Below are 13,845 nucleotides of genomic sequence, written 5' to 3' on the forward strand. Positions count from 1 at the left end.
GGCCGGACCATGGCCGTACGCGTGTGCTCCCTCATCGTCGACACCCCGCAGACCATCCCCGCCGACGGCGCCTACCACCTGCTGCGCTTCCCCTACTCCGGGGAGTCCGCCGACCCCCACCGCATGCACCAGCCCGGCCAGCCCGACGGCGCCGACTCCGAGTTCCCCGACCCCCGCTCCGGGCTGATCTGGCCCGCGGTCTCGGGCTGGGGGGAGCTGAAGGCGCTCGTCTACTGGGACGAGGGCGACTACACCGAGGTACGCGACCGGTTCGTGCGCGACCCGCTCTCCCTCTCCACCGGCTCCGACTCCACCTGCACCGAGGACCACCAGGCGACCACGGGCGGCCAGTACCGCGGGAAGGCGTGGGGCATCTTCGTGGAGCCCGAGACCCCGCTGGGGGTGATGGTGCGGCACAACGGCACCTCCCCGGCGACCGTCTCCCACGCCCAGTTCAAGCTCGCGATCCTGACCTGACGGACTTCCCGAACTCCCGGCCGGCCGACCCGTGATTTCGGTCCGGCGCGAGCCCGCTATCAGGCATGTCCGCAGACGGGGTGGGCGTGAGATCCCCCGTGCAGCGGGTATCCGCCGATGGGGAGTCCCGGCAGAGGCGCAGAGGAGGGGCATGTGCTGGACGGCGATTGGCTCGCGGAGACCGGATCGGAGATCCGCGGCGTCCTGAAGGTGATGGTCGACGCCGGCTGGCTCCCCGGGGGGACCGCCGTCGTCGGCACCGGGAGCATGTGGGAGTTCATCGCGGTGGGGCGGACCGGGGACGACCCCCGGTCGGGCCCGGCGGCTCCCGATGTGCACTACGACGTCGCCAGTCTCACCAAGGTGATGGCGACCTGGCCGCTGGTGGGCCGCGCGGTCGACGGCGGCCTGCTCGACCTCGACGCGCCCCTGGAAGAGTACGTTTCCGGCGGACCGTATCCCGGGGGCTCGGTCACCACACGGCAGATCCTCACCCACACCTCGCGGCTCAACCCCGTCACCTGGCTGGAGCGCTACGTCGGCACCGAGCAGGACCTCGCCGAGGCCATCCTCTCCGAACCGCTCGACGAGGAGGGCTACCGCTACATCGACCGCGGGTTCATCCTGCTCGGCCTGGTGATCGAGCGGCTGTTCGACGCCCCGCTGGACCGGCTGGCCGGCGACCTGTGGGCCGAGAGCGGCATGGCCGCCACCGCCTACGGCCCCCTGGCCCGGTCGCCGATGGTCGCGCCGACCGAGCGCCGCATCCCCGGCGCCGCGCCCGCTTGGGGCGTCGTGCACGACGAGGCGGCGGCGCTCATGGGCGGAGTCGCCGGCCACGCCGGGGTGTTCAGCACCGCCATCGACCTGGGCGTCTACGCGCGCGAGCTGATCCGCGCGCACGCCGAGGGCGAGGCCCTGGGGTTGTCGGCGGGTTTCATCCGGCAGAGCTGGACCGCCCAGGTGCCGGTCGAGGAGCGCTACGCGCGCGGCCTGGCCTGGCTGGTCACCGACGACGGGCTGGTGTACCACAACGGCTACACCGGGGTCAGCCTCTATATGCACCCGGAGACGGGCCGATATGTGGGCCTGCTGACCAACGCCGTGCATTTCGGCCGGCGCAGAACCGGGCTGTTCGATCTGCGCGCCGCCGTCCGCGCGTCGTTCGGCGGCGAAGGCTAAGCGCGCGACCGCAGCTCGGCGCGGAGCGACGCGAGCAGCCCGGCGACCCCCTCGGGGCCGTCGACCACGAGGTCGGCGCGCTCGGCGAGCTCTGCGACCTCGTCGGACCCGCTGCACACGGTCAGCCCCGGAACCCCGCGCTCGCGGAGCGAGGCGACGGCGTCGAACGCGGCGAGGTCGCCGAGGTCGTCGCCGGCGTAGAGCACCGCGGCGGCGCCGCGGTCGTCCGCCAGCGCCGTGAGGGCCGCCCCCTTGTCCATGCCCGGCGGCCGGAGCTCGATCACCATCCGCCCGGGCTCGACCACGAGCCCCGCCCGCTCGGCGAGGCCCGCCAGCGGGGCGCGCAGGGCGGCGAGCACGGTGTCGGGCGCGGGGGTGCGGCGGGTGTGCACGGCCACCGCGTGCTCCTTGTCCTCGATCCAGGTGCCCTCGGGCGCGCCGGCGCGGTCGAGGAGGCCGGGGAGCTCGGAGCGGACCAGATCGATGCCGGGCAGCGGGCCGGGCGCCGTGATCTCGCCGTCCTCCCAGCGCTCTCGGCCGTAGTGGCCCAGCACCACCACGCCGCCGATCCGGTCGAGCCCGCCGTACTCCACCGCCGCGGCGGCCGGCCGCCCGGTGATGACCGCCACCGTCCCGACCAGGGACGATAGCGCGGCGAGCTCATCGGTGACGCCCGGCAGGGCGCGGGCGTCGCGGGGGTCGGGGACGATCGGCGCCAGGGTGCCGTCGAAGTCGAAGGCCAGGAGCGCACCCGAAGGCCGCTCCACGATCCGGTCCAGCGCGGCCGAGGCCGCGCCGGACCGGGGGTGGGGCAGAGGCATGGATGGATGTCTCTCGCTCGGTATATCCGCTCGTGCGCGTATGTCTGTGCTATGCCCTCGGGGCGGGTCGCGGGGCGGCTGCTGCCGGATCCTGCGGCGCGCTACAGCTGGATACCCAGCCGGCGGGCGGTGCGCTGGCGTCGCCGCGCGGCGCGCAGGCGGCGGAGCCGTTTGACGGTCATGGGGTCGAAGGCGAGTGCTTCAGGACGGTCGACGAGACCGTTGAGCAGCTGGTAGTAGCGGGTGGGGGAGAGACCGAACTCGTCGCGGATGGCCTGCTCCTTGGAGCCCTCGAACTTCCACCATTGGCGTTCGAAGGCCAGGATGCGCTGTTCGCGATCTTCGAGGCCGGTTTCCTGTGCGGATGTCGCCGCATCCGCGGAGAAATCGGACGGTTCTCGATCAAATAGCCCGGGATCTGACACTGGGCGCCTCCTCGTCCGGATTGGCGCGACTCATGGTAGCGACTGGGTAGGGGCGCTGAGGAGAAGTAGCAGGAGGATCGCCCCCCGGGGTTAGAGTTACCTGTCCTCATGGCCCGTCGCCGGCGCGCGCCCCCGATTGCGGCTCACCCGATGCGGCGGTACATGCGAGAATGGCCCGCGTTCGCGCCTGGACGGCCTGGTCGGGGCCGCACTGAATGCGACAGTCCGACGATACGTCACGGGGGTCCACAGCCATGCGCACATCCGCAGCCGGGACGCGTTCGGCACGGGCCGCGGGGGCGGCCGCGGCGGCCACGGCCATCGCCGTGTCGCTCGCCCCGCCGGCGGCCGGCGACACCGGCGCCGAGCTGCGCGTCGACCAGTGGGGCATGGACGCGATCGGCGCCACCGACGCCGCCGTGGAGACCCCGGGCGACGGGATCACCGTCGCGGTCCTCGGCAGCGGCGTCGACGATGGCCACCCCGATCTACGCGACACCGTCACCATTGGTCGCGACTTCACCGGCCAGGACCTCGCCCCGGGCGACGACGGCTACGGCGGCTCCACCGGGGCGGCGGGCATCATCGCCGCCAGCGGGCACGGGCGCGAGTTCACGGGCGGCATCATCGGGGTAGCTCCGGCCGCCGACATCCTGTCGGTGCGCGTCGAGCCCGGCGACGGCGGCACCGGCGCCGGGTCGGTCGACACCGCCGCCGCGCTCGCCGACGGCATCCGCTACGCGGCGGCCGAGGGCGCGCAGATCCTCGCCCTCCCCGAAAGCGCCGCGGAGGGCGCCGTGTCCGACCCCGGCGTGCAGGAGGCGATCGACACCGTCGCCCACCGGGGGGTGCTGGTGGTCGTCCCCGCCGGCCCGGGCGCCACCGGCGCGGCCGGTACCACCGCCGATGCCGGGACCGGCGACGATTCCGGCCCCGGCCCCGTGCTGACCGTCGGCGCCTTCGGCGAGGACGGGGCGCTCACCGCTGACTCCCCGGGCGGCGACTCCGTGACGCTCGCCGCACCGGGCGCGGCCGTCGAGACGCTCGATGCGGGCGAGGGCTACACCACCGCCGACGGCACCGTCCCCGCCGCCGCGTTCGTGGCCGGGGCCGCGGCGCTCATCCGCGCCGAGCACCCCCAGCTGCTGCCCGGCCAGGTGGCCGACGCGCTGGTCGAGGGCGCGGCCGCGCCCGCCGGCGGCGGTGGCCCCGGGTACGGCGCCGGGCTGCTCGACGTGCCCGGTGCGCTCGACGCCGCCGGCACGGCGGCCGAGGACGTCCCCCTCTACGACGAGGACCTCGCCGCCGCGGCCGAGGACCCCTTCCTCCCGCCGTGGGCGCTGTGGACGGGCGCCGCCGTGCTGGCGCTGCTGCTGGCCGCGGTGGCGACCGTCCTGGTGCGCCGCTCGACCGCCAACCCCTACGGCCTGCCCTCGCGGAGCACCGCCGCGGCCACGGAGACCGCCGGCGCGGACTCCGGCCGCGCGCAGGCCGCCACCGCCCGCGGACGGCGCCGCCGCGGCGGGTCGCGGCGCAAGCGCTGACGCCCGCCTCCCGATCGCGGCCGGCATACCGCGCGGTCGGTATCGCCCCCGGTCAGCAGGGGAACCCGCGGGTGGGTCAGGGCTTGACGGAGCGCCCCCGGGGCGAAAAGCTTGTCCAATATGTCCCCCAGTGACCCCCTGCCCCTGCGCGGCCGGAACCCCGCCGATGCGCCGCCGGCCGGCCGGCGGCTGGTCGACGGCCGCGTCCCCGTCGCCGACTACGACGTCAAATGGCCCTACCTCTTCCACCGTGAAGCCGGGCGCATCCGCCAGGCCCTCGGCGACTCCGTGCTCGACCTCCAGCACGTCGGCTCCACCTCGGTACCCGGGCTCACCGCCACCCCGTGCGTGGACCTGCTGCTGCTGGTCGCCGACCCCGCCGACGAGGACGCCTACCTGCCGCCCCTGGCCGGCGCCGGGTACACGCTGGTCGACCGCGACCCCGGCGGCGACGGCCGCAGGCTCTTCAAGGGCCCCGACGTCAACATCGACCTGCACGTGCTCGGGGCCGGCTCGGGCGAGGCCGACCGCATGCTGCGCTTCCGCGACCACCTGCGCACCCACCCCGGCGACCACGAGCTCTACGCCAGCACCAAGCGCGGGCTCGCCGAGCGGCGGTGGGAGAGCCTCCAGGACTACGCCGACGCGAAGTCACCGGTCATCGACGAGATCATGTCGCGCTCCTGACACCCCGCTCACGGAGTCCGGGCGCACCGGGACACCGCCGCGCGGCGACCGCCGGAGCCGCCGCGGGCACGACCATCGGCGGCCGTCAGCCGAGCGCGCGCAGCTGGTCGCCGAACCAGCGCTGCGGCGACACCGCGGTGGCCTGCTCGGCCAGGTGGGCGCTGCGCTCGCGGCGCTCTTCGGCGGGCATCTCCAGCGCGGTGTGGAGCGCGCGCGCCGTCTCGCTGACGTCGTAGGGGTTGACCAGCAGGGCGTGGGCGCCGAGCTCGTCGGCGGCGCCCGCCTCGGTCGACAGCACCAGTGCGCAGCCGTCGTCGGAGAGCACCGGCCCCTCCTTGGCGACCAGGTTCATGCCGTCGCGGATCGGGTTCACCAGCAGCACGTCGGCCAGCCGGTAGGCGGCCAGCGAACGCGGGTAGTCGTCGTTGACCTCGAGGATCAGCGGGGTCCAGGAGTCGGTGCCGAACTCCTCGTTGATCTCCTTGGCGACCCGGAGCACCGATTCGGTGTACTCGCGGTACTCGGGGACGTCGCCCCGGCTGGGGTAGGCGAACGCGAGGTGGGTGACGCGGCCGTGCCACTCGGGGTGGTCGCGGAGCATCTCCCGGTAGGCCTCGAGGCCGCGCACGATGTTCTTGGACAGCTCGGTGCGGTCGACCCGGACGATGAGCCGGCGGTCGCCGACCCGCTCGCGCAGCGCCGCGCGGCGCTCGGCGACGTCGTCGGCCGCGGCCCGCTCGCGCAGCCCCTCGGCGTCGGCGCCCAGCGGGTACACGGCCACGCCGATCACCCGGCTGCCGTACTCGACGGTGCGCTTGTCCCAGTCGACATCGGCGCGCAGGAACGTCTCGCAGCAGCGCAGGAAGGCGTCGGCCCAGCGCCGGCTGAGGAAGCCCAGGCGGTCGGCGCCGAGCATGCCCTCGAGGAGCTCGCGCGCGATGTCGGTGGGCAGCATCCGGAAATACTCCGGCGGCGCCCACGGGGTGTGGGAGAAGTGCGAGATGCGCAGGTCGGGGCGGCGGCCGCGGAGCATCCGGGGCACCAGGGCCAGGTGGTAGTCCTGCACGGCGACCCGGGCGTTGTCGGCGGAGCCGGTGAGCAGGCCCTCGGCGAACGCGGTGTTGTAGGCGCGGTAGTCGGCCCACTCGGCGCGGAATTCGGCCCCGAAGCCGGGCTTGTTGGGGGTGTCGTAGAGCATGTGGTGGACGAACCACAGCGTGGAGTTGGCCACCGAGGTGTAGGCGTTGGCGAAGGTCGCCGGGGGGATGTCGAGCATCCGCACGCTGGTGCCGCCGACGTCGAACCCGGCCCGGTCGAGCCGGCCCTCGGGGGCGCGCGACGCCGCCTGGCGGTCGGCGTCGGACAGGGCGGCGCACACCCACAGCGTGTCGGCCTGGGCGGCGGCCGAGCTGAGGCCGGACACGAGCCCGCCGCCTCCGCGCCGGTGGCGGAGCGCACCGTCGTCATCGATCGAAAAGGACACCGGTCCCCTGTTGGAAGCGACGAGGATCTGTGCCTTGTCCACCTGATCGTCCACCTCTCGCATGACATCCGGGCCGGATTCCCATTTGACCACCCGGCCCCCGCCCGGCGGAGGGGCGGGTGGGTGTACGGGAAGGTGTCATAGGTCTCGCCCGTCACAGAGGAACCCAAACCTGCCGAGATGTCCGTCCCTCTCGGGGCGTGTCCGCCCGGATACGGAAGCGGAAGCGCGGGCACGCACCCCCTGCCGCACACAGGCTCCGGGCCCGAGCGAGGCCCGCGCGGCGGCCCTGGCCACGCCCCCGCTCGCCGCCGCCGACCCGCTGTCATCCCGGTCACCCCGGATGGCAGAGCCGAGGGGCGGTCGGTTACAGTGGCGAACGTATCCCGAGTGGATCACCGACAACTTCATATTGCTCATCCAGAGGGGTGGAGGGAACGGCCCTGCGAAGCCCCGGCAACCATCTCGGCGTGCGATTCCGCGGAAATTGCGGGGCGGCCGGGGCAGGTGCCAACTCCGTCCTGGAGCCAGATCGGCTCACAGGGAAGATGAGGGGAGACGCCTCGCATGGCGATGACCGCCACCGGCCCTGGTGCCACCACCGCCCGCCCTTTCGGCCCCGCAGTGGCCCTTTCCTGCCGCGAATGCGGCGAGCGCTACGAGCTCGGCCCGCGCTTCGCGTGTGAGTTCTGTTTCGGCCCCCTTGAGGTCGCCTACGAGTTCGGCGAGGTCAGCCACGCCTCCATCGCCGCCGGGCCCGCCAGCATCTGGCGCTACGCCGGGCTGCTGCCGGTACCCGCCAACGTCGCCGAGCTGCCCAACATGAACCCGGGCCTCACCCGCCTGGTCCGCGCCGACCGCCTCGCCGCCGAGCTGGGCATGCGCACACTGCACGTCAAGGACGACTCCGGCAACCCCACCCACTCCTTCAAGGACCGCGTGGTGGCCATCGCCGTCGAAGCCGCCCGCACCTTCGGGTTCCGCACCCTGTCCTGCTCCTCCACCGGCAACCTCGCCGGGGCGGTCGGCGCCGCCGCGGCGCGCGCCGGCTTCGGCTCGTGCGTGTTCATCCCGGCCGGGCTCGAAGAGGGCAAGGTCATCATGGCGGCCGTCTACGGCGGCCGCGTGGTCGCCATCGACGGCAACTACGACGACGTCAACCGGTTCTGCTCGGAACTGATCGGCGACCCCGCCGGCGAGGACTGGGGGTTCGTCAACGTCAACCTCCGGCCCTACTACGGCGAGGGCTCCAAGACGCTGGCCTACGAGATCGCCGAGCAGCTCGGCTGGCGGCTGCCGGAGCAGATCATCATCCCGATCGCCTCGGGCTCCCAGCTCACCAAGATCGACAAGGGCTTCCAGGAGCTGATCAAGCTGGGCCTGGTCGAGGACCGCCCCTACAAGATCTTCGGCGCCCAGGCCACCGGCTGCTCGCCGGTCGCCCGCGCCTGGGAGCAGGGCCACGACGTCATCCAGCCGGTCAAGCCCGACACCATCGCCAAGTCGCTGGCCATCGGCAACCCGGCCGACGGCCCCTACGTGCTCGACATCTGCCGGCGCACCGGCGGCGCGGTCGCCCACGTCAGCGACGCCGAGGTGGTCGACTCCATCGGCCTGCTGGCGCGCACCGAGGGCGTTTTCGCCGAGACCGCGGGCGGGGTGACCACCGGCGTGCTGCGCAAGCTGCTCGCCGAGGGCGCCCTCGACCCCGCCGCCGAGACCGTCGTGCTCAACACCGGCGACGGCCTCAAGACGCTCAACGCGGTCGAGGCCGGGGTGACCGCCACCATCAAGCCGTCCCTGAAGGCGTTCAAGGACGCCGGGCTGCTCTGACGCCGCCACCGGCGGCCCACCCGGCCGCCGCAGTCCCGGCCCGCGGACCTGCCCGGGCCGGCGCCGATCCCTGAAGACAAGGAGTTCACACGCCATGAGCGTCAGCGTTCGCGTCCCCACCATCCTGCGCACCTACACCAAGGACGCGGCCGAGGTCACCGCCGAAGGGGCCACCCTTCAGGACGTGCTCGACCACCTTGAGGCCGACCACCCCGGTATCCGGGCGCGGATCCTCGACGACAGCGGCAAGATCCGCCGCTTCGTCAACGTCTACGTCGGCGACGAGGACGTCCGCTTCGCCGACGGCCTGGCCACCGCGGTCGCCGACGGCACCGAGGTCTCGATCATCCCCGCGGTCGCCGGCGGCTGAGCCCCGCACGGCGCCCGCAGCGCCGCCGCCGAACACCCCCCGCCCGCATCCCCCGGCCCCGTTCCGGCGGGTGCGGGTTTCGGCGTTGAGGGCCGGGTTGACCTGCGGGTGATCGCTCGGCGAATTCGAGCGCAGGTCGTTTGCACTCGACCATCGAGAGTGCTAAAAATGGGACTCTTAGCACTCTGAGATGAGGAGTGCTAATTCCGGATCGAGACGATGAGGCCGCGGCCTCCGGCAGACGGGTTGCCGGGGCGAGCCGGGGCCGTCCGTCGCGGGCATCGGCTCGTTCCCACGCGTACCAGCCCGGTCTCGGGAGGACAAGAAGTCTATGGCAGCCAAACTGATCGCGTTCGACGAGGAAGCCCGGCGCGGCCTTGAGCGCGGCATGAACCAGCTCGCCGACGCCGTCAAGGTGACCCTCGGCCCCAAGGGCCGCAACGTCGTGCTGGAGAAGAAGTGGGGCGCCCCCACGATCACCAACGACGGTGTCTCCATCGCCAAGGAGATCGAGCTCGAGGACCCGTGGGAGAAGATCGGGGCCGAGCTCGTCAAGGAGGTCGCCAAGAAGACCGACGACGTCGCCGGTGACGGCACCACCACCGCCACCGTCCTCGCCCAGGCCCTGGTGCGCGAGGGCCTGCGCAACGTCGCCGCGGGCGCCAACCCCGTCGGCCTGAAGCGCGGCATCGAGGCCGCCGTCGCCCGTATCAGCGACGAGCTGGCCAACATCTCCAAGGACGTGGAGACCAAGGAGCAGATCGCCTCCACCGCCTCCATCTCCGCCAGCGACACCCAGATCGGCGACGCCATCGCCGAGGCGATGGACAAGGTCGGCAAGGAAGGCGTCATCACGGTCGAGGAGGGCCAGACCTTCGGTCTGGAGCTCGAACTCGCCGAGGGCATGCGCTTCGACAAGGGCTACATCTCGCCCTACTTCGCCACCGACCTCGAGCGCATGGAGACGGTCCTCGAGGACCCCTACATCCTCATCGTCAACTCCAAGATCTCCAACAACAACGAGCTCCTGCCCGTTGTCGAGAAGGTCCTTCAGGCCGGCCGCCCGCTGGTCCTGATCGCCGAGGACCTCGAGGGCGGCGCGCTCCAGACCCTCGTCCTCAACAAGATCCGCGGCACCTTCAAGTCCGTCGCCGTCAAGGCCCCGGGCTTCGGCGACCGCCGCAAGGCGCAGCTCGGCGACATCGCCGTGCTGACCGGCGGCCAGGTCATCACCGAAGAGGTCGGCCTCAAGCTCGAGAACACCGAGCTCGACATGCTCGGCCGCGCCCGCAAGGTCGTCGTCACCAAGGACGAGACCACCATCGTCGACGGCGCCGGCGACGCCACCGCCATCTCCGGCCGGGTCAACGAGATCCGCAACGAGATCGAGCGCACCGACTCCGACTACGACCGCGAGAAGCTCCAGGAGCGCCTGGCGCGCCTGGCCGGCGGTGTCGCGGTCATCAAGGCCGGTGCCGCCACCGAGGTGGAGCTCAAGGAGCGCAAGCACCGCATCGAGGACGCCGTCCGCAACGCCAAGGCCGCGGTCGAGGAGGGCATCCTGCCCGGCGGCGGTGTCGCGCTGCTCCAGGCCGGCGTCCCGGCGTTCGAGAAGCTCGAGCTCCAGGGCGACGAGGCCATCGGCGCCGACATCGTGCGCCGCGCCATCGAGGAGCCGCTGAAGCAGATCGCGATCAACGCCGGCCTTGAGGGCGGCGTCGTCGCGGAGAAGGTGAAGAGCCTGGACCCGGGTGTCGGCCTCAACGCCGCCACCGGTGAGTACACCGACCTGTTCAAGGACGGCGTCATCGACCCGACCAAGGTCACCCGCTCCGCGCTCCAGAACGCGGCCTCCATCGCCGCTCTGTTCCTGACCACCGAGGCCGTCATCGCCGAGAAGCCGGAGAAGGCCGCCCCGGCCGCCCCCGACGCCGGCATGGGCGGCATGGACTTCTAAGCCCTCCCTTCCGAGGTCTTCAGAGGTCCGGGTACGCGGACAGCAGCACCTGCGACGACAAGGGCGGTCCCCTGCGGGGCCGCCCTTGCTCGTGCCCGCGGCGGCCCACGGGCGGCCGAAACCCCGGCGGCGAATGGCGTCCCGCGTTCCGGAAAACGGGACGCGCACCGCCGCCCCGCAGCGTCATCGCGTCGACGCGCCCCGTTCTCCCGTTCGTCGGACGCCCTTTTCGCTTTCCCGGCCCGCCATTCCCGTTGCGGCCGGATGTGGCCTATCGAATGTGTGCTTCACCGCATGCAGAAGATGCATGGAACCGTTTAGGCGTTCCGTGCGTCACAGGTCTTTCGTTGATGGCGATTCTCACGATGTCACTGTGAGTGCGCTCTGAAGAAGGGTTGCGATACGGCAACGGAAACGCAACCGTCCGGTGGCGCGGGTGCGCAAAACCTGAGCGCACAGGCATTCCCGCTCGGGAATCCGCGTTGTGTTCGTAGCGTTACCGAAAAACTTCCCCCGCCCTGACCTGGACATAAACCTCATCCGTGGGGCAAAATGTTCGAGCTGCGGATACCTGCTGATACGTTCTCTGATATCCCCATTCCCGCGTTCGTCAATGGAGTTTCCCCGATGTCCAAGGCTTTTCACATCCGCATGCTGATCGGCCTCGCCGCCGTCGGAGCCACTGTCTCTCTCAGTGGCTGCGGCGCCGCCCTCCAGGAGACGCTCGACGCCGCCGAGGACGCCCAGGCATCGGCCGAAGCCGAACTCGACGACCCCATGGCCGGGGAAGCGGAAACGGACGTCTTCGACATCGCCGTCGGCGACTGCCTCAACGACGGGGCCGCCACCGGCGAGGTGACGGAGGTGCCCACCATCGGGTGCGACCAGCCGCACGACTCGGAGGTCTACCACGAGTTCGAGTCGACCGCAGCGGCGTTCGACCAGACCGCGATCGACACCGAGGCCGAAGAGGGCTGCCAGGCGGCCTTCGAGCCGTTCGTCGGCTTCCCCTACGAGACCTCGGTTCTGTACTTCTCGTGGTACGCGCCGACCCAGGAGTCCTGGGACTCCGGCGACCGCGAGATCGACTGCCTCATCTATGAGGAGGGCGTCCAGACCACGGGCACCCTCGCGGGCGCCGCGCGCTAGCCGGTGCCCTCTGCTGTAACCAACCCACCCCCTCCGCCCGAAATGCGGAACGACGAGGTTCCGTCGTCCGTCTGATCCGGGAGTGCCCCACCCGGGTCGGGAGGGCCGCGGAGTTCCGCCCGGACGCCCCCGGCGCCCGATACCGGTGTCATATCACCCAGGATGGAGTGTTCCTGATGTCCAAGTCCTTGACCGTCCGCACGCTGATCGGCCTGGCCGCCGTCGGCGCGACCGTTTCCCTGAGCGGCTGCGGCGCCCTCGTCCAGCAGCTCGCCGGTGGTGGCGCGCCGCCCGCCGGGGAATCGTCGGCCCCCGCCCCCGCCACGGACGGCGGCGGTGGCGAGTCCGCGCCCCCGGCCGGTGACACCGGCAGCGGCGAATCGAACACCGACATCTTCGACCTGTCGGTCGGCGACTGCGTCAACGACAGCACCACCACCGGCGAGGTCACCGAGATCCCGACGATCGACTGCGCCGAGCCGCACGACTCCGAGGTCTACCACGAGATCCAGTCGACCGCGACGACGTTCGACCAGGCCTCGATCGACTCTGAGGCCGAATCCGGCTGCCAGGCCGCCTTCGAGTCCTTCGCCGGCATCGACTACGGCTCCTCGGTCCTGTACTTCTCGTGGTACGCGCCCACCCAGGAGTCCTGGGACTCCGGCGACCGTGAGATCGACTGCCTGATCTACGAGCCCGACGTGCAGACCACCGGCACTCTCGCCGGCGCCGCGCGCTAGTCCGCACCCTCTTCCCTACCCACCCCTCCGCCCGCAGCGCGGAACGACGATGTGCCGACCGATCCGGGGTGCCCCGCCCGGGTCGGGAAGGGCAGCGGAATTCCGGCCGCCCAGTGGTGTTGTCACAGGTGTGACCCGGCAATCGACACGCCTGTCCGTCCTCGACCGGTCCAGCGTCCGGGAGGGACGGGACCACGCGGGCGCACTGCGCGAAACCCTCACCTTCGCCGGCCAGGCCGAATCTCTCGGCTACCACCGGTTCTGGGTCTCTGAGCACCACAGCGTCCCCGGTGTGGCGGGGTCGGCGCCCACCGTCCTGGCGGCGTCCCTCGCAGCGGCCACCCACCGCATCCGCATCGGCACCGGCGGCGTGATGCTGCCCAACCACCGGCCCCTGATCGTGGCCGAGCAGTTCGGCGTCCTCGCCGCGCTGCACCCCGGACGCATCGACATGGGCCTGGGCCGTTCCGTCGCCTTCACCGGCGGCATCCGGCGCGCCCTGGGCCGCGGCCCCGAAGCGGCCGACGCGTTCCCCGACCAGGTGGGCGAGCTCCTCGGCTACTTCACCGGCGACCAGCGGGTCCACCCCGGTGTGCGCGCCATCCCCGGCGAAGGGCTCGACCCCGCCCCGTTCATCCTGGCCACCGGAGAGGGCTCCGCCTTCGCCGCCGACGCCGGGCTGCCCCTGGTGATCGCCCCAGTCCGGGGCGTCGACGAGATGCTCCGGCTCATCGAGCGCTACCGCGCGCGGTTCCGGCCCTCGGCGTGGTCGGCCCGGCCCTATGTGGTGGTCTCCATGAACGTCGCCGTGGCCGCCACCCCCGATGCCGCCCGCATGCTGCTGGTGTCCGAGGCGTGGGCCAACGCCCACGCCCGCACACGCGGCGTCTTCCCTCCGCTGTCCCCGCCCGAGGCGGTGGCCGCGCAGGAGATGACGGCGCGCGAGCGCGACCGCTTCGACGAGGCGATGCGCGGGCACGTCCACGGCACCGAGGACCAGGTGGCGGCCGAACTCGACGCGCTCCTGGCCCGCGCCGCCGCCGACGAACTGCTCGTCACCCTGAGCGCTTTCGACCGCGACCGCATGCTGGACTCCTACCGCCGGCTCGCCGGGATCGCCGGGCTCAACGGCGGCGAACGCGACGGTCGCGCCGGGGCTCCCGGGACGGCGTGACCC

The 13,845-nt window shown here is 72.3% G+C and carries 13 protein-coding genes and 1 riboswitch; of the genes, 10 read left to right on the forward strand and 3 right to left on the reverse strand.

The window, feature by feature from the left end; translation table 11 throughout:
* Positions 1–9 precede the first annotated feature (9 nt).
* Together ACFOVU_RS21370 and ACFOVU_RS21375 are read left to right on the forward strand one after the other, a co-directional pair.
* Complete coding sequence (locus ACFOVU_RS21370; RefSeq protein WP_378536348.1) at positions 10–477, forward strand: hypothetical protein; 468 nt, start codon at positions 10–12, stop codon at positions 475–477.
* Between the two features lie 153 nt (positions 478–630).
* Complete coding sequence (locus tag ACFOVU_RS21375; protein WP_378536350.1) at positions 631–1,659, forward strand: serine hydrolase domain-containing protein; 1,029 nt, start codon at positions 631–633, stop codon at positions 1,657–1,659.
* On the opposite strand, the gene otsB is transcribed toward ACFOVU_RS21375, so the two are convergent.
* On the reverse strand, positions 1,656–2,480 hold the full coding sequence (otsB, locus tag ACFOVU_RS21380) for a trehalose-phosphatase (RefSeq protein ID WP_378536352.1): 825 nt from the start codon (positions 2,478–2,480) through the stop codon (positions 1,656–1,658). The genes ACFOVU_RS21375 and otsB overlap by 4 nt on opposite strands.
* A 101-nt stretch (positions 2,481–2,581) precedes the next feature.
* The gene (locus ACFOVU_RS21385) at positions 2,582–2,905 is read right to left on the reverse strand and encodes a DUF3263 domain-containing protein (RefSeq protein WP_378536354.1); all 324 of its coding nucleotides are present in this window, start codon (positions 2,903–2,905) and stop codon (positions 2,582–2,584) included.
* A 254-nt stretch (positions 2,906–3,159) separates the two neighbouring features.
* Here ACFOVU_RS21385 and ACFOVU_RS21390 point away from each other — a divergent pair, with 254 nt between their 5' ends.
* Both ACFOVU_RS21390 and ACFOVU_RS21395 read left to right on the forward strand, forming a co-directional pair.
* Positions 3,160–4,449: a S8 family serine peptidase gene (locus ACFOVU_RS21390; protein ID WP_378536356.1), complete on the forward strand. Its 1,290-nt coding sequence runs from the start codon at positions 3,160–3,162 to the stop codon at positions 4,447–4,449.
* 120 nt (positions 4,450–4,569) lie between these two features.
* On the forward strand, positions 4,570–5,136 hold the full coding sequence (locus ACFOVU_RS21395) for a GrpB family protein (RefSeq protein ID WP_378536358.1): 567 nt from the start codon (positions 4,570–4,572) through the stop codon (positions 5,134–5,136).
* 85 nt (positions 5,137–5,221) lie between these two features.
* Here the strand turns inward: ACFOVU_RS21395 and ACFOVU_RS21400 are convergent, their stop codons facing one another.
* Positions 5,222–6,661, reverse strand: coding sequence for an alpha,alpha-trehalose-phosphate synthase (UDP-forming) (locus tag ACFOVU_RS21400; RefSeq protein WP_378536489.1), 1,440 nt, complete (start codon positions 6,659–6,661; stop codon positions 5,222–5,224).
* Between the two features lie 371 nt (positions 6,662–7,032).
* Positions 7,033–7,174, forward strand: a riboswitch (SAM riboswitch).
* Between the two features lie 12 nt (positions 7,175–7,186).
* On the opposite strand from ACFOVU_RS21400, the gene thrC reads away from it, so the two are divergent.
* The 6 genes from thrC (at position 7,187) to ACFOVU_RS21430 (ending at position 13,842) form a co-directional block, all read left to right on the forward strand.
* Complete coding sequence (gene thrC / locus ACFOVU_RS21405; RefSeq protein ID WP_378536360.1) at positions 7,187–8,452, forward strand: threonine synthase; 1,266 nt, start codon at positions 7,187–7,189, stop codon at positions 8,450–8,452.
* A gap of 94 nt (positions 8,453–8,546) precedes the next feature.
* Positions 8,547–8,822 carry a ubiquitin-like small modifier protein 1 gene (locus tag ACFOVU_RS21410; protein WP_378536362.1) on the forward strand — a complete coding sequence of 92 codons (276 nt, stop codon included), beginning with the start codon at positions 8,547–8,549 and terminating at the stop codon, positions 8,820–8,822.
* A 331-nt stretch (positions 8,823–9,153) separates the two neighbouring features.
* Positions 9,154–10,779 carry a chaperonin GroEL gene (gene groL, locus ACFOVU_RS21415; RefSeq protein WP_378536364.1) on the forward strand — a complete coding sequence of 542 codons (1,626 nt, stop codon included), beginning with the start codon at positions 9,154–9,156 and terminating at the stop codon, positions 10,777–10,779.
* A 627-nt stretch (positions 10,780–11,406) separates the two neighbouring features.
* Positions 11,407–11,928, forward strand: coding sequence for a septum formation family protein (locus ACFOVU_RS21420; protein WP_378536366.1), 522 nt, complete (start codon positions 11,407–11,409; stop codon positions 11,926–11,928).
* Between the two features lie 176 nt (positions 11,929–12,104).
* Positions 12,105–12,668: a septum formation family protein gene (locus tag ACFOVU_RS21425; RefSeq protein ID WP_378536368.1), complete on the forward strand. Its 564-nt coding sequence runs from the start codon at positions 12,105–12,107 to the stop codon at positions 12,666–12,668.
* Between the two features lie 130 nt (positions 12,669–12,798).
* Positions 12,799–13,842, forward strand: a complete 1,044-nt coding sequence (locus ACFOVU_RS21430) for an MsnO8 family LLM class oxidoreductase (RefSeq protein WP_378536370.1) — start codon at positions 12,799–12,801, stop codon at positions 13,840–13,842.
* Positions 13,843–13,845 lie beyond the last annotated feature (3 nt).

It is taken from the genome of Nocardiopsis sediminis (assembly GCF_042650565.1).
In the GTDB taxonomy this organism is placed as follows: Bacteria; Actinomycetota; Actinomycetes; order Streptosporangiales; family Streptosporangiaceae; genus Nocardiopsis_B; species Nocardiopsis_B sediminis.

Bases quoted from the DNA above. Each gene is read 5' to 3' on its own strand.
- ACFOVU_RS21370 (WP_378536348.1), top strand. From the start codon at position 10: ATGGCCGTACGCGTGTGCTCCCTCATCGTCGACACCCCGCAGACCATC.
- otsB (WP_378536352.1), bottom strand. From the start codon at position 2,480: ATGCCTCTGCCCCACCCCCGGTCCGGCGCGGCCTCGGCCGCGCTGGAC.
- ACFOVU_RS21390 (WP_378536356.1), top strand. From the start codon at position 3,160: ATGCGCACATCCGCAGCCGGGACGCGTTCGGCACGGGCCGCGGGGGCG.
- ACFOVU_RS21395 (WP_378536358.1), top strand. From the start codon at position 4,570: ATGTCCCCCAGTGACCCCCTGCCCCTGCGCGGCCGGAACCCCGCCGAT.
- thrC (WP_378536360.1), top strand. From the start codon at position 7,187: ATGGCGATGACCGCCACCGGCCCTGGTGCCACCACCGCCCGCCCTTTC.
- ACFOVU_RS21410 (WP_378536362.1), top strand. From the start codon at position 8,547: ATGAGCGTCAGCGTTCGCGTCCCCACCATCCTGCGCACCTACACCAAG.
- groL (WP_378536364.1), top strand. From the start codon at position 9,154: ATGGCAGCCAAACTGATCGCGTTCGACGAGGAAGCCCGGCGCGGCCTT.
- ACFOVU_RS21420 (WP_378536366.1), top strand. From the start codon at position 11,407: ATGTCCAAGGCTTTTCACATCCGCATGCTGATCGGCCTCGCCGCCGTC.
- ACFOVU_RS21425 (WP_378536368.1), top strand. From the start codon at position 12,105: ATGTCCAAGTCCTTGACCGTCCGCACGCTGATCGGCCTGGCCGCCGTC.